The organism is Paenochrobactrum glaciei (assembly GCF_039522165.1).
In the GTDB taxonomy this organism is placed as follows: Bacteria; Pseudomonadota; Alphaproteobacteria; order Rhizobiales; family Rhizobiaceae; genus Paenochrobactrum; species Paenochrobactrum glaciei.
The window spans coordinates 600,901-625,190 of record NZ_BAAADE010000002.1 but is presented as its reverse complement, the minus strand read 5'-3'; the positions used below and the strand labels follow the sequence as shown (position 1 = coordinate 625,190).

General features: G+C 49.1%; 14 protein-coding genes. 4 read left to right on the top strand and 10 right to left on the bottom strand.

The genetic code is table 11. The annotated features are described in order from the left end of the window. Positions 1–2: 2 nt before the first annotated feature. The 3 genes from ABDZ76_RS09305 to ABDZ76_RS09295 all read right to left on the bottom strand — a co-directional run bounded on the left by ABDZ76_RS09305 (position 3) and on the right by ABDZ76_RS09295 (position 3,152). The gene (locus ABDZ76_RS09305; RefSeq protein ID WP_343804605.1) at positions 3–998 is read right to left on the bottom strand and encodes an MlaD family protein; all 996 of its coding nucleotides are present in this window, start codon (positions 996–998) and stop codon (positions 3–5) included. A 3-nt stretch (positions 999–1,001) separates the two neighbouring features. After that, entirely contained in the window at positions 1,002–1,859 is an 858-nt protein-coding gene (locus tag ABDZ76_RS09300) for an ABC transporter ATP-binding protein (protein ID WP_343804603.1), read from the bottom strand. 117 nt (positions 1,860–1,976) lie between these two features. Then, positions 1,977–3,152, bottom strand: a complete 1,176-nt coding sequence (locus ABDZ76_RS09295; protein WP_343804601.1) for an ABC transporter permease — start codon at positions 3,150–3,152, stop codon at positions 1,977–1,979. 518 nt (positions 3,153–3,670) lie between these two features. Between ABDZ76_RS09295 and ABDZ76_RS09290 the strand changes: the two genes are divergently transcribed. Both ABDZ76_RS09290 and ABDZ76_RS09285 read left to right on the top strand, forming a co-directional pair. Beyond that, a complete protein-coding gene (locus tag ABDZ76_RS09290; RefSeq protein ID WP_343804599.1) occupies positions 3,671–5,974 on the top strand; it encodes an NADP-dependent malic enzyme in 2,304 nt (767 codons plus the stop codon). A 95-nt stretch (positions 5,975–6,069) separates the two neighbouring features. Beyond that, positions 6,070–6,879, top strand: coding sequence for a hypothetical protein (locus ABDZ76_RS09285; RefSeq protein ID WP_343804597.1), 810 nt, complete (start codon positions 6,070–6,072; stop codon positions 6,877–6,879). Here the strand turns inward: ABDZ76_RS09285 and gltX are convergent. The 5 genes from gltX to gor all read right to left on the bottom strand — a co-directional run bounded on the left by gltX (position 6,803) and on the right by gor (position 13,397). After that, on the bottom strand, positions 6,803–8,176 hold the full coding sequence (gene gltX, locus ABDZ76_RS09280; protein ID WP_343804595.1) for a glutamate--tRNA ligase: 1,374 nt from the start codon (positions 8,174–8,176) through the stop codon (positions 6,803–6,805). The two genes, ABDZ76_RS09285 and gltX, sit on opposite strands and share 77 nt — an antisense overlap. 5 nt (positions 8,177–8,181) lie before the next feature. Further along, positions 8,182–9,843, bottom strand: coding sequence for an NAD+ synthase (locus ABDZ76_RS09275; protein WP_343804774.1), 1,662 nt, complete (start codon positions 9,841–9,843; stop codon positions 8,182–8,184). A gap of 108 nt (positions 9,844–9,951) precedes the next feature. Beyond that, a complete protein-coding gene (locus ABDZ76_RS09270; RefSeq protein ID WP_343804593.1) occupies positions 9,952–10,305 on the bottom strand; it encodes a diacylglycerol kinase in 354 nt (117 codons plus the stop codon). A 151-nt stretch (positions 10,306–10,456) separates the two neighbouring features. Next, the gene (locus ABDZ76_RS09265; protein WP_343804591.1) at positions 10,457–11,836 is read right to left on the bottom strand and encodes a class II 3-deoxy-7-phosphoheptulonate synthase; all 1,380 of its coding nucleotides are present in this window, start codon (positions 11,834–11,836) and stop codon (positions 10,457–10,459) included. Between the two features lie 169 nt (positions 11,837–12,005). After that, entirely contained in the window at positions 12,006–13,397 is a 1,392-nt protein-coding gene (gor, locus tag ABDZ76_RS09260; RefSeq protein ID WP_343804772.1) for a glutathione-disulfide reductase, read from the bottom strand. Positions 13,398–13,727: 330 nt separating this feature from the next. On the opposite strand from gor, the gene ABDZ76_RS09255 reads away from it, so the two are divergent. Next, positions 13,728–14,213 carry an NUDIX hydrolase gene (locus ABDZ76_RS09255; RefSeq protein ID WP_343804589.1) on the top strand — a complete coding sequence of 162 codons (486 nt, stop codon included), beginning with the start codon at positions 13,728–13,730 and terminating at the stop codon, positions 14,211–14,213. A gap of 728 nt (positions 14,214–14,941) precedes the next feature. Beyond that, a complete protein-coding gene (locus tag ABDZ76_RS09250; protein WP_343804770.1) occupies positions 14,942–18,742 on the top strand; it encodes a vitamin B12-dependent ribonucleotide reductase in 3,801 nt (1,266 codons plus the stop codon). Positions 18,743–18,969: 227 nt separating this feature from the next. Here the strand turns inward: ABDZ76_RS09250 and ilvA are convergent, their stop codons facing one another. Both ilvA and dnaE read right to left on the bottom strand, forming a co-directional pair. Continuing rightward, positions 18,970–20,226, bottom strand: coding sequence for a threonine ammonia-lyase IlvA (gene ilvA, locus ABDZ76_RS09245; protein ID WP_343804587.1), 1,257 nt, complete (start codon positions 20,224–20,226; stop codon positions 18,970–18,972). A gap of 168 nt (positions 20,227–20,394) precedes the next feature. After that, positions 20,395–23,889: a DNA polymerase III subunit alpha gene (dnaE, locus tag ABDZ76_RS09240; protein ID WP_343804585.1), complete on the bottom strand. Its 3,495-nt coding sequence runs from the start codon at positions 23,887–23,889 to the stop codon at positions 20,395–20,397. Between the last annotated feature and the right edge of the window lie 401 nt (positions 23,890–24,290).

Genomic DNA, 24,290 nt, shown 5'->3' with positions numbered 1-24,290 from the left:
ACTCATCGACGTGATCTCCCGTCATATTGCGGCACATTACCCTGACCGCCAAAAATAATACGCTGCGGATTTTTCTCAAGATCCGTAATAGCCTGCTCAATACGCTGGATCGAGCGGCGGCTTTCATTGACAGCCGACTGCACATCACGCAATCCCTGCCCTGAGAAGCGCTGTAAATTATCGGTAATCGGCGCCATACGTGTGTTCAGGCTGTCCGAGGTTTTACGAATGGATTGAAGCGTTGCATTAAGCTGCGCCACGACACCGTTTTTATCATCAGCCGACAACATATTGTCAGCCTTCTTCATGATGTCTTCAACACGTACAGACGCATTATTCAAACGCGCCATCATTTCACGCGCATCTTTAATCATGAGCTGAATGTCTTCAGCATTAGAACCAAGCTTTTCAACAATGTCCGAATTTTTAGCAAGCGCATCGGTGAAGGTACGAGTATTTTTAACCGTATCAGTCAGCGGCTCACGCACATCCTGAATGAAACCTTCCAAAGCGCCAATCGCACTATTGGCACGGGCGAAAATATCCTGCGCCGTAGCAAGCAAGTTATTAACGATGGAAGGATCGGCATTGATACGCGCGACATAGCCGCCCTCATTGGCGGTGGTCAGCAAATTAGGCTCATCCAGACGCCCGCCTTTAAGCTCAACATAAGCCTGACCAGTCAGCCCCTGAAAGCCAAGCGTTGCAACGGTTGAACGGGTGATCGGCGTGGTGGAGTTTACCTGTGTCAGCACAATCACCATGTCCGGATTGGTTTCATCCAGATGGAGACGGCGCACATCGCCCACTTTGATCCCGTTGAACAGAACCTGACTGCCTTGCGCCAACCCTGTGACTGAGCCCGGAATTCTGATTTCCAGCGGCAGTGAATCACGTGCTTCACCATAGCGCGCAATCCAATACACAAAGCCGAAAGCAATAAGACTGACGACCAGCGTAAAAACACCCACCAGAACGTAATTGGCTTTCGTTTCCATATTTTACCCTGCCTGCGAGCGGAAAGTGCCGGGCTTGCGCCGGCTCGGTGCGGAAAGATCAATCTGCCGCGCCCGCTTGCCACGAAAATAAGATTTAACCCACGGATCATCAAACTCCAGCATTTCTTCCATGCTGCCGCTGACGAGAATTTTCTTATTGCCCAATACCGCAATCCGGTCACAAATTGCAAACAAACTGTCGAGGTCATGCGTAACCATATAAACAGTCAGTCCCATTGTATCGCGCAAATTGGCAATCAAATCATCAAATTCTGCAGCCCCAATCGGATCAAGCCCAGAGGTCGGTTCATCAAGAAACACTACATCCGGATCAAGTGCCAATGAGCGCGCCAATGCTGCACGCTTGATCATACCACCAGAAAGCTCAGACGGAAATTTCTCCGCAGTATCCGGTTTCAAACCAACAAGCTCGATCTTAACGCGTGCCAGCTCGTCCATCAGCTTTGGCGACAAATCCAGATATTCACGCATTGGCACCTGAATATTTTCCATAACATTCAGCGCAGAAAACAGCGCACCATGCTGGAACAAAACGCCCATACGCATATCAACAGCCATTTTGGAGCGTTCATTCAAGCCATCAAGGCTTTGTCCGAACACTTCAATTTTGCCGGATTTTTTAGGGGTCAGCCCTAAAATCGCCCGCATCAACACCGACTTACCCGAACCCGATGGCCCGATAAAGCCCAGTACTTCGCCCGGATAAATATCAAGGTCGAGCTTATCCAGCACAGTGTTTTTGCCAAAAGCCACAGTGACATCACGCACAGAAATAATCGGCTCGCGCTCTTTACCGCTCAAAGAATATGCTTTCTGTTCATCGTGATATTGCTGCTCCATAGAATATCTTTATCTCAAGCTGTCGTATTTTACGAATATAGATAATATTAAAAACCCATTATTCCACAGACTGTGGCACTTAGGCCATGTAAAACACGGATTTATTCAACCCCCACCTTAAAAATCGATCGCTGCATAGAACATGGCAAACAAGCCATCAATCACAATTACCACAAAAATTGACTTGACCACCGAAGCGGTCACGCGGCGACCCAGCGACTCTGCACTACCGCCCACTTTCAAGCCTTCAACAGAAGCCATGATGCCAATGATCATCGCCATGAAAGGCGCTTTGATGAGACCGGCAAAATAAGTGTTCAAAGCCACGGCATCATGCAAACGCGAAACAAAAGCTTCCGGCGAAATATTGGAATAGAACCATGCAACGCCGCCAGCCCCCAATAGGGCTGCCACATCAGCAAGGATCGTTAAAAGCGGCAATACAATCACCAGCGCAACAAGACGCGGAAAAACCAAAACGCCGACAGGATTAAGCCCCATCACTTTCAAAGCGTCCGTTTCCTCACGCATTTTCATCGAGCCGATTTCAGCAGTAATCGCACTGCCTGAGCGCCCTGCGATCATAATCGCTGTCAGCAAAACACCCAGCTCACGTAAAACCAGAATACCGACCAGATCGACCACGAAAATCTCGGCGCCGAAATAGCGCAGCTGAAACGCACCTTGCTGCGCAATAATCGCGCCTACAATGGTCGACATCAACATGACAATAGGAATAGCACCAACGCCCATCCGGTGCATCTGATGCACAATCGCCGGCATACTGATACCAGTGCCGCGCCCCTGCTTCATTTGCGAACCACGAATGGTGGAGCCTAAAATATACATCGACATTTTAAAGTCATTGTACATTGAAAACACGCCCTCACCGATGGCGGCGAAGAACGTTGTTAAAAAGAAATCTTTTTTATCCTTTTTGCGCTGCGTAATCGGCGCATAGGCTTTTGCCACTTCCAGCATCAAAGGCTGCCAGCTATCCTGCAAGCCGGTAATTTCCACCTGTACATTGTCACTTTCAAGTGATTGACGCAGACGCTCAATCAGCCATGCACCGGCTGTATCCAGCCCCTGCACATCGCTCATATCAATCTGGAAAAAGCCCGAACGCTGCGAACGCTCGATTTTACGCATAGCAAGGTCAATCTGATTGACACTATGAGTCGTCCAGCGACCGCTTAAACAAAGCAGTGCGCCATTTTCCTGTTTGGTGACGCTGATTTGAGGGGCGGCACGCATCTGTTTGTTTGCATCACTTACAGTGTCGGTCAACATGCAGCTTTCTATATACGAGTCGCTAAAACCTTAAAAGTGGCTTAAAATTGGCGTTATTTTGATCAAGATACAACTGATCTCTTATGCATATTTAGCATAACAGTAAAAGGCTGTCATAGGAGCGACGATAATCCTACAATAAAGATATGATTATAACCTCTCAATGCTTGCTGCATGCTGATTTAAGCTTTATTGCATGATGTGGAACTTTACAAATAATACCGGAGCACTCCTGATGCCACCGTCTGCGTCATATCATAAGCCGGACACATATCTTCATATGTGTTTGCCAAAAGGGCGCGCGCAACTGGGCGACAAATCATCACCTTTAAGTGACATGAATATTCGTTAAAGGTGATTATCAATTCTGGCTCTAATCACACATGCAATCCCTGATATATTGCCTTGACCGTCATTGAGGAAAAACCGTCGAGGCAGAAAGCGGATCCCGGTCAGTTTCAGACCACGCATATGAAACGGGATAGCTGCCAGAGTAATATTATGAAAGCGAGACGAACATGACGACTAAAACCCCAACGGGCCGTTCAGATTTCGACGAAGCAGCACTTTATTTCCACCGCTACCCTAAGCCGGGCAAGCTGGAAATTCAGGCAACAAAACCTTTAGGCAACCAGCGTGACCTTGCGCTCGCTTACTCGCCAGGTGTTGCAGCGCCTTGTATCGCCATTCAGGAAGACCCGTCACTGGCTGCCGACTTTACTGCTCGCGCCAATCTCGTGGCGGTTATCTCCAACGGTACTGCGGTTTTAGGTCTTGGAAATATCGGGCCACTTGCTTCCAAACCAGTGATGGAAGGTAAAGCGGTTCTCTTCAAAAAATTTGCTGATATTGATGTATTCGATATCGAAATCGATGCGCTTAAAGTCAATCAGATGGTTGATACGATCAGCGCATTGGAGCCGACCTTCGGCGGCATCAATCTTGAAGACATCAAAGCACCGGAATGTTTCGAAGTTGAAGAACAGCTTCGTGAAAAAATGAATATTCCGGTTTTCCATGATGACCAGCACGGCACCGCAATTATCGTTGCTGCGGCTGTGATGAATGGTCTGGAACTTGCCGGTAAAAAGCTGAGTGATGTTAAAATCGTCACATCCGGTGCCGGTGCTGCCGCGATTGCCTGCCTTAACCTTCTGGTTTCCATGGGCGCAAAGCGTGAAAATATCTGGGTCAATGATATTGACGGTCTCGTTTATGAAGGCCGCAACACGTTGATGGATCGCTGGAAAGCCGTTTACGCACAAAAAACCGACCATCGCTCGCTTGCCGATGTGATTGGTGGCGCTGACGTATTCCTTGGCCTTTCAGCCGCAGGTGTTTTGAAGCCTGAACTTCTCAGCCAAATGGCGCCAAACCCGCTCATTATGGCGCTTGCCAACCCGACACCGGAAATTATGCCGGAAGCTGCCCGCGCTGTGCGAGAAGATGCCATTATCTGCACCGGCCGCTCCGACTATCCAAATCAGGTTAACAACGTTCTTTGCTTCCCTTACATCTTCCGCGGTGCATTGGATGTTGGCGCAACGGCCATCAATGAAGAAATGAAGATGGCAACCGTGATGGCGATTGCTGGTCTGGCACGCGAAGAAGTGTCCGATGTAGCGGCGAAAGCCTATCCGGGCGACACACCAAGCTTCGGCCCTGACTATATTATTCCATCGCCATTTGATCCGCGCCTCATCCTGCGTATTGCACCGGCTGTTGCAAAAGCTGCGATGGAAACCGGTGTTGCCACCCGTCCGATTGAAGATATGGAAGCTTATATCGATAAGCTCAACCGTTATGTCTTCCGCTCCGGCCTGATCATGAAGCCTGTCTTTGCTGCGTCCCGTTCAGCCAGCAAAAAGCGCGTGATCTATGCCAATGGTGAAGATGAGCGCGTACTTCGTGCAGCACAGGTTGTGCTGGAAGAAGGCATTGCCATCCCAACGCTGATTGGTCGCCCAAGCGTCATTGAAGCACGTCTGAAGCGCTTTGCACTGAAAATCCGTCCGGGTGTTGATTTTGAAATCATCAATCCGGAAGATGATCCGCGCTATCGTGACTATGTTGACCTGATGCACAAGCTGACTGGTCGTCAGGGTATTACACCGGAAGCCGCACGCGCACTGGTTCGCACCAACCCGACCGTGATTGCCGCCTTGGCAGTCGTGCGTGATGAAGCAGATGCACTGATTTGTGGCTTGGAAGGTCGTTTTGAACGCCAGCTGACACTGGTGAAACAGATTTTGGGCGTTGAGGCACCATTGCGTGATCTCTCCACACTCAGCCTGCTGATTTCCCCGCGCCAGACTTTGTTCTTCACTGACACTTATGTGAACATTGATCCGACCGCAGAAGAAATCGCCGAAATGACCATTTTGGCTGCAAAAGAAATCCGCCGCTTTGGCATTGAGCCAAAAGCTGCCCTGCTTTCGCATTCCAACTTCGGCTCACGCGATTCCGAAAGTGCTGCGAAAATGCGTAAAGCCTGCAACATCCTGCAACAGATTTCACCGGAACTCGAAGTGGATGGTGAAATGCACGGTGATGCGGCTCTGTCGCAAATTCAGCGTGATCGCGTCTTCCCGAATTCACGCCTGAAAGGCGAAGCCAACTTATTGGTATTCCCGAATTTGGATGCAGCCAACATCACCATGAACGTGGTGAAGATGATGACAGATGCTCTGCATGTCGGCCCGATCCTGCTCGGTGCGGCACGTCCGGCGCATATTCTGACACCATCGGTCACCTCACGCGGTATCGTCAATATGACAGCTCTTGCTGTTGTTGAGGCATCCCAGCGCGCCGCACAAAAATAAACCTATAGTTGTAAAATACAACTATTAGTAGTTGATTAACTATACTATGCAAATATTCCCCCAGATTTCGTTCATCGTTCTGGGGGAATATCGACGTGCAATATACTTCACGACTTTCAGTACGCTTTTTTATTATTTTTATATTTTTCACGATAAGTATGTTTTTAGCTGGTTGCTCACAAACCACCCGCATCAACAGTTGCACAGCCACTCAAAAGAACATTCTGATAAAAGAAACCAATCAGTTAAATTATCAAATCATTCAAAAACGTCAGGCACTTATTCAAGTGCAACAATCATTACACATTCACAATTGCCGATCGCCATTTTTGACAGCAGATCACTTTTCAAAAATTTGTAAAAACAGTTTAGCCAAGGCACAAACTATCGAAGCTGAAATCAGCGCCCTGCACCATCAATCATCGATCTATCAGACTGTCATTCATGGTGCCGTGATTGAACATCCGTCATTGTCGCCAAATGGTTGTGCTATTCTCAGCAACCCGACATCTAAGCTGAAAACGAAAAGGCAAAGAGAGAAAATCACGCTCAAAAGCCAGCAAACCAAAAGCAAGCGGCAAACACAAGCAGTGTCAGCAGCACAAAGCAAAGCGCCACCTGAAAAGCTAATGCGACACCCATTGGAAGATGCGGAATATCAAGTTTATACGCCGCCGGCATCAGTGAAAATCACACATGAAATTACGCCGGAAAGCCTGAATAAAAAACAGGAAACAGAAATACAAAAAACGGATTTCGCGCCTGCTGCACAAAATCCTAAAGCTGTGGCGACAGGGGCAGAACGCCCCTATCAGCCAAATCCGAAGATCAGGGTAATCGGCTCAGGGTTCTTTCCCGGCCAAGCAGCGGTAACAGCTCTGCCAGTTCAGGACCCGAATCCTTAAGTGTCAGCACCTGACGCAGAGGCATGAACAATGTTTTGCCTTTGCGTCCTGTTTCAGCCTGCACTTGTTTTGTCCAGGTTTTCCATGTGGTGTTGTCCCATGGCTCAGCTGGCAAAAGTTCAAACGCCGCGCGCACAAAATCACGATCTTCATCGGAGAGTTCAGGCTTGCCATTGAGATCACCAAACACGACCGGCCACCAGAGAGCCGCATCGGCAACGCGCTCAAGATTACCACGCACAAGCAGCCAGAAGCTTTCTGCCTGCTCACCTTCAATGCCCATCGCTGCCAAACGATCAGCAACATCGGCGTAAGTGTATTGATGGATCAAAGCGCGATTTAAAGCATCCAGATCAGACGGATCAAATTTTGCCGAGGATTTGGATGTTGCAGCTGCATCAACCTTTGTCGCAAGCTCGGCCATTGTTGCAACAGGCACCACATTTTCAGATGTACCGATCAACACCGCCAAGGAAGCCACCGCCATTGGCTCATAGCCGCTGTCACGCAGACTGCCGATTGACAATGCACCGCTGCGCTTCGACAAACCTTCGCCCGATACGGTGGTCAGCAAATTATGGTGACCAAACACCGGCGGCTTAGCGCCAAGTGCTTCAAAAATCGCAATCTGCACACCGGTATTGGTGACATGGTCATCACCGCGAATAATATGGGTGATGCCCATATCAATATCATCAACAACAGATGGCAGCGTATAGAGATAGGTTCCGTCTTCACGCACCAGCACCGGATCAGACATCGAAGCCAGATCAACAGTTTGAGGCCCGCGCACCAAATCATCCCAATGCACTTCCGTGCGCTGGGTTTCAAATGGATTTTCGGCAAAATTTGGCAGCAGGAAACGCCAATGCGGCTTGCGGCCTTCAGCTTCAAAAGCGGCTTTTTCTTCTTCAGTCAATTTCAACGCTTCACGGCCATAAACAGGCGGCATGCGGCGTGTAAGGCGAATTTTACGGCGACGCTCCAGCTCTTCCGCTGTTTCATAACAAGCATAAAGAAGTCCAGCTTCTTTTAATTTATCGACTGCACGCTGATAAACATCAAAACGCTTTGACTGATATTCTACGCGTGAAGGCTTGATGCCCAGCCAATCAAGATCAATAGCGATTGCCTCCGAATATTCTTGTTTGGAGCGCTCAACGTCGGTGTCGTCATAACGCAAAACATAATTGCCGCCGTTTTTCAGGGCAAACAACCAGTTAAACAAAGCAGGACGCGTATTTCCGATATGAATATAGCCCGTCGGCGACGGAGCAAAACGCACTGTAACAGTCATTTAATTTACTTTTCTAAAACGTCTCTATAGCGATTGGTAATCGGATAACGCCGATCACGACCAAAATTCTTCGAGGTAATCTTTACCCCCGGTGCAGATTGCCGGCGCTTATATTCCGCAATATACACCAAATGCTCAATGCGCTTGACCACTGCCGCATCATGCCCGCGAGCCGCAATTTCGCTGACACTCATGTCACCTTCAACGAGACATTGCAGCATATCATCCAGTTCCGGATATGGCGGCAGGCTGTCTTGATCGGTTTGGTTTTCACGCAGTTCCGCAGTCGGCACTTTGGTGATGATATTGACCGGTATCACCTCACCTGCATGCCCCAGTGATGTGGCAGGCACATGTTTGTTGCGCCACTCACACAGCGCATAGACACGGGTTTTATAAACATCCTTGATCGGATTAAAACCGCCATTCATGTCACCATAAAGGGTGGCGTAACCAACAGCCATTTCTGACTTATTGCCGGTGGTCATCACCATTGAGCCAAATTTGTTGGAAAGCGCCATCAATATGGTGCCGCGCGCACGGCTTTGCAGATTTTCCTCCGTGACATCGCTTTGTGTTCCGGCAAAGAGCGGTGACAATGCACTCAAAAAGCCTTCAACCGGCTCGGCAATCGGCACGATATCATAGCGGCAGCCCAGCACCTTAGCGCAATCGGCTGCGTCTTTTAAGGATTCTTCCGTGGTATAACGATAAGGAAGCATGATGCCGCGCACACGCTCAGCGCCAAGTGCATCAACAGCAATCGCTGCGCAAATGGCAGAATCCACCCCGCCCGAAAGCCCGAGGATCACATCCTTAAAGCCGTTTTTATTGACGTAATCACGCAAACCCAACATGCAGGCGGTGTAATCCGCTTCTAAATCTTGCGGCAGCGTTGCAATGTCACTTTGTGCGCAATGCCAGCCATCTTCGCCCCGCGACCATTCAGTCACCGCGATTTCCTCTTTAAACTGCGGCATTTGCAATGCAAGGGAACGATCAGCATTAAAGATGAACGAGCCGCCATCATAGACAAGCTCATCCTGCCCGCCCAGCTGATTGGCATAAATCAGCGGCAGACCGGTTTCGATCACCTGTCGTAAAACAACCTGATGACGCAGATCTAATTTATCACGCTGATATGGCGAACCATTGGGCACCAACAGCAATTCTGCGCCGCTTTCAGCCAATGTCTCGGCCACGCCGAGATCGCCCCAAATATCTTCACAAATCGGAATACCAAGCCGTACACCGCGAAAATTAACCGGCCCCGGCAAGTCACCACTGGCAAAAACACGCTTTTCGTCAAACTCACCGTAATTTGGCAAATCAACCTTGAAGCGTTCGGCTAGCACCGCACCGCCATCAAGAACGACAACAGCGTTATAAAGCTTACCATCGCGCAAAAGCGGGGTGCCGATAACGACACCTGCCCCTTGATCTGCAGTATCAGCAGCAAGCTCTTTTATCGCCAGCTCGCAAGCGGCAACAAAACTTGGACGCAACACCAGATCTTCAGGCGAATAGCCGCTGATGAACATTTCCGTAAACAGCACAAGATCAGCGCCGCTTTTCGCGGCTTGCGCACGCGCCGCGCGGGCTTTTGCCAGATTTCCGGCAATATCACCCATAACAGGATTGAGCTGTGCAATGGCTATACGCAACATGGCAGGATTCTCATCAATATGACTCATGAGAAATCTTTACCCCGCGCGCGCCATTGATGCAATTGTCAGCATCTGCGATTAGCTGAAAAGCAGATACCGTCATGATGGTTATGACAACCAATATGTATTGATAAGAATATATCCCCAAGTGGTTGCCGCAACGATAATGGCAATCAGCACAGCCAATGAGCCTGCATCTTTGGCAATCTGGATATTCTTGTTAAAATCGGTAGTGACAGCATCACAGGTTGCTTCAATCGCAGTATTGAGAATTTCAACCAGCAATACCAGCACAACAGCGCCGATCAGCACCAGAAAGCTCAAAAAGCTTGGCGCCAGAAAAAATGCCACCGGCAAAGCAAGCAGCAATAAAACCAATTCCTGCTGCACAGCCTTTTCATGGCGTGCCATATGATTGAGAGCTCTCAGTGAATTGATGAAGGCCAGATAAATACGACGCATTTCATATCCAAGTTTACGAAATTTCAGCTGGCCTTTACCCGAAAGAGTTATGCTCTGCCAATCCGATAATTAAAATGAGACCTGATAATCTCTGGATAATCAGAATAGAAAAAAGGCGGAAAACTCATTTTCCGCCTTTTCTTCTTTATTTTTAAGCGTTTGCCGCTCTGGCAACCGGATTGGCGTCGCGTTCATTTTTCAGAAGCTCTGCCAGCAAGAATGCCAGTTCAATCGCCTGATCAGCATTAAGGCGCGGGTCGCAATGGGTGTGATAACGATCAGACAGATCATCAGCAGAAATTGCACGCGCACCACCGGTGCATTCGGTTACGTTCTTACCGGTCATTTCGATATGAATACCGCCCGGATGCGTGCCTTCTGCCTGATGAATGGCAAAGAAGTTTTCAACTTCCTTCAGAACGCGGTCAAACGGACGGGTCTTGTAACCACCGGCACTGATTGTATTGCCATGCATCGGATCGCATGACCAAACAACCTTGCGGCCTTCGCGCTCAACAGCACGGATAAGGTTTGGTAAATGGTCAGCCACTTTATCATAACCAAAACGTGCAATGAGGGTCAGACGACCAGCTTCGTTTTCCGGATTGAGCAAATCAATCAGACGCAGCAAATCATCCGGCTGCAAAGACGGGCCGCATTTCAGACCGAGCGGGTTTTTAATACCGCGGCAATATTCGATATGCGCATGATCAGCCTGACGGGTACGGTCACCAATCCAGATCATATGGCCGGATGTGCCATACCAGTCACCGGAAGTGGAATCCACGCGGGTCAGTGCTTCTTCATAGCCAAGCAGCAATGCTTCATGGCTGGTGTAAAAATCAGTTTCACGCAGATTGCGCTGTGCATCAGCATTAATGCCGATCGCCTTCATGAAGTTCATCGTATCAGAAATACGATTGGCAAGGGCTGCATAACGCTCGCCCGCAGGGCTGTTGCCAACAAAACCGAGCATCCACTGGTGCACGTTTTCAAGATTGGCATAACCACCCTGTGCAAAAGCGCGTAACAGGTTGAGCGTTGCGGCAGACTGGCGGTAAGCCATATCCTGACGCATCGGATCAGGAATGCGCGATGCACTGTCAAAACCAATACCATTGATAATGTCGCCGCGGTATGAAGGCAGCTCAACATTATCCAATGTTTCAAAATCGGATGAGCGCGGCTTGGCGAATTGTCCGGCAATACGGCCAACTTTTACAACCGGCTTGGAGGCACCAAAAGTAAGCACGACAGCCATTTGCAAAAAGACGCGGAAAAAGTCACGGATATTATCCGCGCCATGTTCAGCAAAACTTTCTGCGCAATCGCCACCCTGCAACAAGAATGCACGTCCCTCGGCAACATCTGCCAACTGCTCTTTAAGCTTGCGTGCTTCCCCTGCAAAAACCAAGGGTGGATAACTACGAAGACGGTTTTCGACATCAGCCAATGCCTGTGCATCCGGATAAGATGGCACTTGCTTGATTGGCATGTTTCTCCAGGAATGTGGGGTCCAGTTCTTCGTCATGTTAACACCTGTTATAAAAATTCGTAAACCTTTACGAACTCAAGTCCTCCTTTCACGAAAGCCCGAAGCTCCTCCTCGGGCACGCGTGATCGTGCTGATATAGTCTAAAGACGCGACATATACCAGCGCAATTCGTAACAGCTTGATATTTTGAGGCTTTAGCTTTGCCTTAAATACGCTCGCCGTTCACCACCCGATAAGTCGGGTTATACATGGTGACAAACTCTTCTGCCGCCGACGGATGCACCGCCATTGTGCGGTCGAAATCATCCTTTGAAGCGCCTGCTTTTAAAGCAATACCGATGAGCTGTGCCATTTCACCCGCATCTGGTCCCAGAATATGAGCACCAAGCACTTTGCGGCTTTTGCCGTCCACCACCAGCTTCATCAGCATTTTATCGGCACGACCCGACAGCGTATTTTTCATCGGGCGGAAATGTGCACGGTAAACTTCAATCTCCGGATAGGATTTGATCGCTTCATCTTCCGACATGCCGACAGTGCCTATTTCCGGCTGTGAGAACACAACAGTTGGAATAAGATCGTGATCCGGACGGGTCGGATTGTCTTTATAAACCGTTTCAAGGAAGCACATGGCTTCATGAATGGCGACAGGTGTCAGCTGCACACGGTCGGTCACATCGCCAACAGCATAAATATGCGGCTGCGAGGTACGAGAATATTCATCAACAATCACCGCACCATGATCGCCTTTGCTTAAAGCCACACCAGCTTTATCAAGACCAACACCTTCACTATTCGGCAAGCGGCCAATTGCCAGCATAGCCTGATCCACGATCAGCGTTTCACCATTGGACAATTCAACCGCCAGACGATCACCTTCTTTGCGCACAGCATTAAAGACGGTTTCTGTCACAATGCGGATGCCTTTGGCAGTCATTGCTTCGCTTAAGAGAACACGCAGATCATGATCGAAGCGCGAGAGAATTTCTTTACCACGGTAAACAAGTGTCGTTTCAACACCAAGCCCGTGGAAAATATTGGCAAATTCTACTGCAATATAACCACCGCCTGCAATCACAATGGATTTTGGCAGTTCGGCCAAATCAAAAGCCTCATCAGAGCTGATGCAATATTCATGCCCAGGCATTGAGGTGTTGCGGTTTACGCGACCGCCGGTCGCAATCAAAATACGCTCTGCCGTCACACGCTGACCGGTACTTTTCAGTTCAATTGTGTGGGCATCAACAAGTTCTGCACGGCTGGCAAAAATCTCAACCTTTGAGCCTTCAAGACCTTTACGATAAAGACCTTCCAGCCGCGTGATTTCTTTTTCCTTCGCATCAACAAGTGTGCGCCAGTCAAATGTGCTTGTTCCCACGCTCCAGCCATAACCGGCAGCATCTTCAAAGCTTTCACCAAATTGTGAAGCATAAACATAGAGTTTTTTCGGTACGCATCCGCGGATAACACAGGTGCCGCCCATGCGGTACTCTTCTGCAAGCCCGACGCGCTTACCCATAGCGCCCGCCAATCGCCCTGCCCGCACGCCGCCGGAACCGCCGCCGATAACAAACAGATCATAATCATAGGTCGCCATAGTCAAACTCCACATTTTTTTGCTCATTGCTGCATATATAATAATGTGCCCGCGAGCAAATTACATCAGCAGTCCATTTTCCCACCAAAATTGATGGGTTCCGGCGCTGGCACTCGTTATAATTTAGCCATATTAATAACTTAACGTCACAATTACTGATTTGAAGAGAATGTTCTTCAATGATATTCACATATGAAAAACAGTTTTTAACTGAAGCGCGAGATGATTTGCGCCAGCAAAAAACTGTCATTTACGATTAGGATACGGAACGAGCAGACTATTGTTATTTTAGCGAATCGTCCCACAATAAAAATAAAGAGAATATTCGCCATGAACTTGCTTGCTCCAGATAGTATCGCCACTCAGAAAAAGAACCTGCTGCCAAACGGTCGCTTGCAACAAGTGGCAGCTTTGGTGTGGCGTGTGGAAAATGGTGAACTGCAATTGCTTACCATTACCAGCCGTGGCACAGGTCGCTGGATAATCCCTAAAGGCTGGCCGCAAACAGGCCGCACATTGGCGCGCACCGCTATGCGTGAAGCATTTGAAGAAGCTGGTATCCGCGGCGTGATTGATCCGGTGCCTGTCGGCACTTATGATTACCAAAAATATGATATGCCGCCTGAAGCCGTCAGCAGTTTTACAGTTGCGGTTTATGCCGTTGCTTTTACCGAACAGGTGGATCAATGGCCCGAACGCGGTGAACGCATTCTGGAATGGGTCTCACCGGAACTGGCTGCCGAACGCGTTGAAGAACCGGAACTGAAAAAACTCATTCACAATTTTGCACCACAAGTGTCGCTTTCCGACAACTAAGATGTACAATAATACAAATGAAGCTGGCTAAACCGGCTTCATTTCCAACCTTTCCTGATTTTCAAGCTCGTTGTCGTCATTTTTTATCTTCTCCCCACTATCCACATTTTTAAACACCTATCCACAATATCTAGTGCATGTTAGTTTAATTTAAACCAATGCTTGACCCTGAGCGCCGAGTCATCTTTATAAGAAGTCAGTTGGGTATCCAGTGATTTGCCGGGCGTTTTCTTCTTCCGGCCGTTCTTTCGCAGACATATGTAATTTCAATCGACAATAAGCGCCGCAAAACGCTGTTCTCGAAACGATTTTTTATGTCTGCATTATGCTGTGCGCAAAGAAAAATATCGTTTGCAACAATATGGCATTTTAGTGAAAGAACGCACTAGACACACAACATCTAGTATGTGTAAACTATTTAGACACCATTTGATGTAATCATCTGTGTCGAGTCATTTTCCGCATACAGTGCATGGCTTATTATGAAAACCGTTTGCAACCGCATTTGCGCTCAAACGTTTTTCACAATGAGGATGCGCCTGTCTCTCAAAGCTTTGAGAGGTGGCAATCCATCACTAATTGCTGGTCAAAGTCCGTCAATGGCAATGACCAGAACTTGTTTTAAACCTTAAATTTTACGAGCGGGCTTAGCCCCTTGTTTAGACCGCATGACACACGAACCGCACTATATGTAGTTGCTATAGTGCATAAGAAGTTGGATGGGACAGATGAAGATCGAGCGTCGTTTTACCAAAGAAGGCCAATCGGCATACGCAGAGATAGCGTTTCGCACTGCTACCAGTGAGATCAAAAATCCCGATGGTTCAATTGTGTTCCGTCTTGAGAATATCAATGTTCCGGCGCAGTTCAGTCAGGTTGCTGCTGACATTCTGGCGCAAAAATACTTCCGCAAAGCAGGTGTGCCTGCAAAGCTGAAAAAAGTTGAAGAGAACTCCGTTCCGTCATGGTTGTGGCGTTCGGTTGCCGATGAGGCAGCTTTGGCCGAATTGCCAGAAGCAGAGCGCTATGGTTCTGAAATGGATGCTTGCCAGGTTTTCGATCGTTTGGCCGGCACATGGACTTACTGGGGCTGGAAAGGCGGCTACTTCAACAAGGAAGAAGACGCATTGGCTTTCCGCGATGAACTGGCTTACATGCTGGCAACCCAGCGCGTTGCGCCAAACTCCCCGCAATGGTTCAACACCGGTCTACATTGGGCATACGGCATTGATGGCCCTGGTCAGGGTCACTATTATGTCGATTGGAAAACCGGCAAACTAACCAAGTCCAAATCCGCTTACGAACATCCGCAGCCACATGCCTGCTTTATTCAGTCCGTTGCCGATGATCTCGTCAATGAAGGCGGCATCATGGATCTTTGGGTTCGTGAAGCACGTCTGTTTAAATATGGTTCCGGCACAGGTTCCAACTTCTCGCATTTGCGCGGTGCAGGTGAAAGCCTGTCCGGCGGCGGTCGTTCGTCCGGCCTGATGAGCTTCCTGAAGATCGGCGACCGTGCAGCGGGCGCGATCAAATCAGGCGGCACCACACGCCGTGCAGCCAAAATGGTTGTCGTTGATGTCGACCATCCGGATATTGAAGAATATATCGACTGGAAAGTGAAAGAAGAGCAGAAAGTTGCTGCCCTCGTCACCGGTTCCAAAATCGTCAAGCAACATCTCAGCGCCATTATGAAAGCCTGCATCAATTGCGAGGCTGACAATAATGATTGCTTTGATCCGGCCAAAAACCCTGCCTTGAAGCGTGAAATCAAGCTGGCCAAGAAAAATCAGGTTCCTGAAAACTACGTCAACCGCGTTATCCAGTTTGCACGTCAGGGCTACACTGATCTTCAGTTCAAGACCTACGACACCGATTGGGATTCAGAAGCCTATCTCACTGTTTCCGGCCAGAATTCCAACAACTCCGTCTCGCTGAAAGACGAGTTCCTGCGCGCTGTTGAAAATGACGGCGAGTGGAACCTGACTGCCCGCAAAGACGGCAGCACCCTCAAGACCCTCAAAGCACGCGAATTATGGGATAAAATCGGCTATGCAGCATGGGCATCAGCTGATCCGGGTCTGCACTACAACACCACCATGAATGATTGGCACACCTGCCCCGCCGAAGGTCCGATCCGCGCATCCAATCCTTGCTCGGAATATATGTTCCTTGATGATACAGCCTGTAATCTGGCTTCCATCAACCTTTTGACCTACCGCAATGCAGATGGCACATTCGATATCAGCGCTTATGAGCACACAGCCCGCCTGTGGACCATCGTGCTTGAAATTTCGGTGATGATGGCGCAGTTCCCGTCCAAGGAAATTGCGACCCGTTCATACGAATATCGCACATTGGGCTTAGGCTTTGCCAATATTGGCGGCTTGCTGATGACCTCCGGTATTCCTTATGATTCAGATAAAGGCCGCGCTATCGGCGGTGCCTTGACTGCCATCATGACCGGTATTTCTTATGCAACTTCAGCTGAAATGGCTAAAGAACTGGGCGCGTTCCCGTCTTATAAGCCAAATGCTGAAAACATGCTGCGCGTTATCCGCAACCATCGCCGTGCCGCTTACGGTGAAACTGAAGGCTATGAAGGCCTCTCCGTTAATCCGGTTGCGCTCATTGCAGCAGATTGCCCTGAAGAAGCAATGATCACCCATGCACGTGCAGCTTGGGACAAGGCTCTGGAGCTTGGTGAAAAGCACGGCTACCGCAACGCGCAGGCCACAGTGATCGCGCCTACCGGCACTATTGGTCTGGTCATGGATTGCGACACCACCGGTATTGAACCTGACTTTGCACTGGTTAAGTTCAAGAAGCTTGCCGGCGGCGGTTACTTCAAGATCATCAACCGTGCTGTGCCGGAAGCATTGCGCACACTCGGCTATGCTGAAAACCAGATCGCTGAAATCGAAGCTTATGCAGTCGGTCACGGCAATTTTAATCAGGCAGCTGGTGTCAATCCTTCCACATTGCGCGCCAAAGGCTTTACCGACGAGAAAATTGAAGCATTGAATGCTGCATTGGCGAGCGCCTTTGACATCAAATTTGCTTTCAACAAATGGACGCTCGGCGAAGACTTCTGTAAAGATGTGCTCAATCTCACTGACGAACAGCTAAACGATTTCTCGTTTGAAATGCTGCCTGCCATTGGTTTTTCCAAGAAAGACATCGAAGCTGCCAATATCCATATTTGCGGAGCGATGACGCTGGAAGGTGCGCCATATCTCAAAGAAGAACATTACCCTGTCTTTGATTGCGCCAATGCCTGCGGCAAGATCGGCAAGCGTTATCTGTCGGTTGAAAGTCACATCCGTATGATGGCTGCCTCACAGCCATTCATCTCCGGTGCGATCTCCAAAACCATCAATATGCCGAATGAAGCAACCGTTGAAGACTGTAAGAATGCTTACATGCTTTCATGGAAGCTGGCACTGAAAGCCAATGCGCTTTATCGTGATGGCTCCAAGCTGTCACAGCCTTTGAATGCTTCGCTGATTTCGGATGAAGACGACGAAGATGATGCAGTCGAAACCCTGATCGAAGCACCGGCAGCAGCCCGTGCCGTTCAGGTAACCGAACGCATCATTGAAAAAGTGGTCGAAAAGGTTGTTCACGAACGCGATAAAATGCCAAACCGCCGTCAGGGTTACACCCAGAAGGCACTGGTTGGCGGCCATAAGGTTTATCTGCGCACTGGTGAATTCGGCGATGGCCGTTTGGGCGAAATCTTCATCGACATGCATAAAGAAGGCGCTGCCTTCCGTGCAATGATGAACAATTTTGCCATCGCGGTCTCACTCGGCCTGCAATATGGCGTACCTTTGGAAGAATATGTGGAAGCATTCACTTTCACCAAATTCGAGCCTGCCGGTATCGTTCAGGGCAATGATGCGATTAAAAACGCAACATCTATTCTGGATTACCTCTTCCGTGAATTGGCTGTTTCCTATCTCGGCCGTCATGATCTGGCACATGTTGACACCACAGATTTTGGCAATACCGCTTTGGGTAAAGGCATCAAAGAAGGTAAAACCAATCTCCTGGCAACCGGCTGGACACGTGGCTACAAGCCAACACTGGTAAGTGGTGACAGTAATCCATCGGGAGCCAAAGGTTCGGCTGGTACACAGACGACCCAGACTTCAAATGTGACGACGCTGAAAACCACAACAACAACTGCCACTGCAACATCACGCACGACAACAGTTGGTCTGGTGAGCGATGGCGCAACAGCTTTCAAGCGTGACTATGAAGAACGCGCAATTCCGGCTGTTGAAACAACACCGGAACAGCCTTCAGCGACAGAATTGTTTTCCGACAAAGCGGCTGCCGATGCAGCTGCGGCAAAAGCCGAAAGCGCAAATTCTGCCAAGAAACTGGAAGCTGACCGACGTATGAAATCGCTGATGCAGGGCTATACCGGCGACAGCTGCTCCGAGTGCCAGAATTTCACCATGGTGCGCAACGGCACCTGCCTGAAATGCGACACTTGCGGCGCGACAAGCGGTTGCAGCTAAAGCATGTCTCCCAAAAGTGGGCACCGGTTTTGGGACGAAGACATGCGTGAAAACAAAATATTAGAGCGAGCGCAGTGGATAGAATTAAGTGCGACACGCTCTAATAAACGTTAGCTTAAAAACACAAAAACCGGCTGATGCAAATCAGCCGGTTTTTTTATTGCTCAATAAAAAACGCATCGTGATTTTAAAACCACGATGCGTTTAAAATTCAATGGATTCGTTCCTTATATAATAAAATCAGCCAGAACCTGATTGTCGGTAATATCTTCATAAGCCCAGCCCGACGCATCAAATTTTTCAATCAACCTGTCAAAATTTTCAGCATCTTTGGTTTCAATACCGATCAGCACAGAACCAAAATTGCGCGCAGATTTTTTCAAATATTCAAAACGCGCCACGTCATCATCAGGCCCCAGCAAATCAAGGAATGTGCGCAAAGCGCCAGGGCGCTGCGGAAAGCGGAAGATGAAATATTTCTTCAAACCTTTGTAGCGCATGGCGCGCTCGCGCACATCCGGCAGACGTTCAAAGTCAAAATTACCGCCCGACACGACAATCACGATTTTTTTGCCGCGCAGCTCCGCCTTGTCAAAACCTTTAAGCGCATCAATGCCAAGCGCACCTGCTGGTTCCAGCACCACGCCTTCCACATTCAGCATTTCAATCATCGTTGCGCATAGCCGGTTTTCCGGCACTGTCAGCACCTGATCAACGCTAAACTGTTGCAAATATTTAAAGTTTTCCGCACCAAGCTCTGCAACAGCCGCACCATCAACAAAGTTATCGACCTTTTTCAGTTTGATGCGCTCACCGGCAATCAGACTTGCCTTCAAGCTTGATGCACCTTCCGGCTCAACAAAATAAAATGCTGTCGGCCAGCCAAGATCAGTCAAATAATGCGTCACACCGGCAGACAAACCACCACCACCAACAGGCAGCAAAACCATGTCCGGCTTAACACCATCAGGCAATTGGGCAGAAATTTCATGTGCCACACTGGCCTGTCCCTCAATAATTGCTGCGTCATCAAAGGGCGGCACCATCACGCCGTTATTTTCGCGGGCATAGGTCTGCGAGGCAGCATAGCATTCATCAAAAATATCCCCCACCAGCACAATAGTGATAAATTCACCGCCAAATGTGCGGGTTTTATCAATCTTCTGCTGCGGTGTGGTGACCGGCATGAAAACAACGCCCTTGCGGCCAAAATGACGACAAACAAAAGCAAAGCCCTGCGCGTGATTACCGGCAGAAGCACAAACAAAAACAGCGTTTTCATCAACTTTATCAAGGGCTGCGCTGATGAAATTAAAAGCGCCGCGAATCTTGTATGAACGAACCGGTGTTAAATCTTCACGCTTGAGCCAAATTTCCGCGCCATATTTTTTCGACAAGAAATCATTGTGCTGCAAAGGGGTTTCAGGAAACAATGCGCGCATTGCATCCACGGCTTGGGTGACAGATTGTGTGAAGGCAGACATTGGAAAAATCATTTTCTGTTTATGACAAGATGCCACACTCATAGTACCTTCTGGTACATTTTCCAATGATTAAAGCATGTTTCGCAAAACTGTGACTGTGTTTTGCGAAACATATGCAAACAATTCAGCAGAAACTGCCCTAAATCCCGCATTAAAAAGCAGAAAAAATTAATGGATCAGCTCCACATCCACCACGCCTTGAATGGATTTCATCGCGCTGGCAACCTGCGGACTCACCCGGTAGCGGTGCGGCAATTCAATTTCAATTTCCCGCTGCCCGTCTTCTTTAATGACGATGAAACTCACCTGTCCATCGCCACGCGTGGTGAAATGCGGCTGAATATGTTTGAGCGCTTCGGCACTGCGCAAATAAAGCCGCAGCGCTTTTTGCATCCGGCAGGCTTCATCTTCCAGTGAAACAACCGTCTGGATGCGCAGACCCACCCCTTCAGGCCGGTCTTCCGCGGCCACCGTAATCACCACAGATTTACCGGTTTCCAGCAGATCGCGATATTGCGCCAGACCTTCCGAGAACAACACCGCTTCATATTGGCCGGAAGCGTCCGACAATGCGACAATGCCCATCTTGTTGCCGGTGCGGGTTTTGCGCTCTTGTTTAGTGGTAATCGTACCGGCCAAACGACCGGCATTAGCACCTTTTTTAACCGCAGCAGAAAAATCCGCCCAGTTCTGCACGCGCATTTTTGCCAGCACTTCATTATATTCGTCGAGCGGATGCGCTGACAAATAGAAGCCCACTGCCTGAAATTCACGGTGCAGTTTTTCAGCCGGCAGCCACGGTGCAGCAGATGGCAATTGCAGTTTTTCTTTTGGCGCGCCGCTCAGTCCAAAAATATCCGACTGGCCGCTCAGCGCATTTTCCTGTGTGCGTTGCGCATAGCCCATGACACGATCCATACCAGCACTCAGAACTGATCGATCATGGCCAAAGCAATCCAAAGCACCCGCATTAATCAAGCTTTCCCAAACGCGGCGATTAACCAGTTTCGGATCAATCCGCTCACAGAAATCTTCCAGATCTTCAAATGGCTTATCGCCACGCACTTCAGCAATATGATCAACCGCTGCTTCACCAACCCCTTTGATTGCGGCCAGTGAATAGAAGATTTTATTTTCGCCCACTTCAAACGGGCGGTAAGATGTCTGCACCGATGGCAGCACCACTTCAATGCCAAGGCGTTTTGCTTCACGACGAAAATCGTTGAGCTTGTCCGTATTGGACATATCATAGGTCATCGAGGCGGCGAGAAACTCAACCGGATGATGCGCCTTCATATAGGCGGTCTGGTAAGACACAATCGCATAAGCAGCAGCGTGCGATTTGTTAAAACCATAGTCAGCAAATTTAGCGAGAAGATCAAAAATCGTATTGGCTTGCGCCTTACCGACCCCGCCTTCCATCGCACCATCAACGAAACGGACGCGTTGCTTGTCCATTTCCTCGCGGATTTTCTTACCCATCGCGCGGCGCAACAAATCCGCTTCACCGAGCGAATAGCCCGACAAGACCTGCGCGATCTGCATCACTTGTTCCTGATAAACGATAACGCCTTGCGTTTCCTTCACCAGATAGTCGATTTTCGGATGGATTGAGGCAATTTCTTCCTCACCATGTTTGCGCGCATTATAGGTCGGAATATTTTCCATCGGCCCCGGACGGTAGAGCGCCACAAGCGCAATCACATCCTCGATACGGTCAGGACGCATACCAATCAGCGCCTTACGCATCCCCGCACTTTCCACCTGAAACACGCCGACCGTTTCGCCTAGCGAAAGCATGTCATAAGTCGGTTTGTCATCAAGCGGCAGGTGAGACAAATCAATCTCAATGCCTTTGCGCGCAACAAGTTTGACCGCTGTTTCCAGAACGGTCAAAGTTTTCAGACCCAAAAAGTCGAACTTAACAAGACCGGCCTGCTCCACCCATTTCATGTTGAACTGGGTGACCGGCATATCAGAACGCGGATCACGATACATCGGCACCAGCTCGGAGAGCGGGCGGTCACCAATCACGATACCGGCGGCGTGAGTGGAAGCGTGGCGATAAAGCCCTTCCAGTTTGAGCGCCATATCAAGCAAACGGCCAACAACCGGTTCCAGCTCACGCTCTTCATTGATTTTCGGCTCGGTTTCAATCGCCTGTCCCAGCGAAACCGGATTGGCAGGATTGGACGGCACCAATTTACACAGGCGATCAACCTGTCCATAAGGCATTTCCAGCACTCGGCCCACGTCACGCAATACCGCGCGCGCCTGAAGCGTACCGAATGTGATGATCTGTGCTACCTGCTCGCGCCCGTATTTACGCTGCACATAACGGATAACTTCTTCACGACGATCCTGACAAAAGTCGATATCAAAGTCCGGCATCGACACACGATCCGGATTAAGAAAGCGCTCAAAAAGCAAGGAAAAGCGCAGCGGATCAACATCGGTAATGGTAAGTGCATAAGCCACAAGCGAGCCCGCACCCGAACCACGACCAGGCCCGACCGGAATGCCCTGCATCTTTGCCCATTTGATAAAGTCGGCAACGATCAGGAAGTAGCCCGGAAACTTCATGCGCTGAATGATGCCGATTTCATATTCCAAGCGCTCATCATAGTCTTTTTCACTATAACCTTCAGCAAGCCCTGCTGTTTCAAGGCGGAATTTCAAACCTTCGCGTGCCTGACGTGCAAGCTCATCCGCTTCTGCCTGCAATGCAAGTTCCGGATCATCGGACTCACCGGTAAAACGTGGCAAAATCGGTGCGCGCGTCTGCGTAAAATAAGAACAGCGCTGCGCAATCTCGATGCTATTTTCAATCGCTTCCGGCAAATCGGCAAAAAGCGTTGCCATTTCACTTTGCGATTTCAGATAATTATCCGCAGTCAGGCGACGACGATCATCATTGGAAATGATCTGCCCTTCAGCGATAGCCAGCAAAGCATCATGGGCTTCAAAATCTTCTGATTTTAAGAAGAAAGCTTCATTGGTTGCCACAAGCGGCAATTCATATTTATAGGCGAGCTCAACAGTCTTGGCTTCCAATACCTTGTCATAATTGGCAAATCTTTGCAGCTCAACATACAGCCGGTTGCCGAAATGCTCTCGCAAAAATGCCAGACGCTGTTCTGCCCGTTCTTCACGATCAGCACTGATCGACTTGCCAATCGGCCCTAATGGCCCGCCGGTGAGCAGAATAACCCCATCCGACAATTCAGCCAGCCATTCCGAGCGGACATGCACCGGATCGCCATCGGCGGTTTCCAAATATGACCGGCTGACAAGGCGCACCATATTGGCATAGCCTTCTTCAGTACTGGCATAAAGAACCACAGGAGCCAGATCCAACACATCGCGACGGTTCGCGGTGCGGCTATTTTCAACATGATCGCCGAAGCAAATATCAACCTGACAACCGATAATCGGCTGCACACCATCTTTGGAGGCTTTTTGCGCAAATTCCAGCGCACCAAAGAGATTGTTGGTATCCGTTACCGCGATAGCAGGCGCATCATCGGCAATGGCATGTTTAATAATTTTTCCAACCTGCAACGCACCTTCAAGCAGTGAATAGGCAGAGTGGACGCGTAAATGCACAAATTTAGGTGCCTGAGCATTGGTTGCAGCTGGCATATTATGTTGCGCATCACTCATTTATGTATTCCCAGAGCTTCATCGAAGCAGCAAAGCCTTAAGCTTTGCCCATGCTTCATTCGTCATTTTGCGCACCCTATCACGGGCGCTTTAAAAAGGGCAGAAAAATCACCTCAAAGACGACTCTCACAGCCCCATCATGACAATGACTGTCGGAGAATAAGTTCAGAAAGTCCAGCTTCATAACCCATGAGAGCGCCATCCGTTACGGCGACCTCAGATTATCAACAGGCAGGACTTATAACAGACATCAGATTGCGCTGATCCAGATTGCGAAAGTCGCAATGAACAGGCTGACCGAAATAAAAGACATCACATCCTGAATAAGATCCGTCATCGGGAAACTCCATTGTTTGTTCTCTTATGTTTTTAATTTGTTCCATTATTGTTCTAAAGTCAAG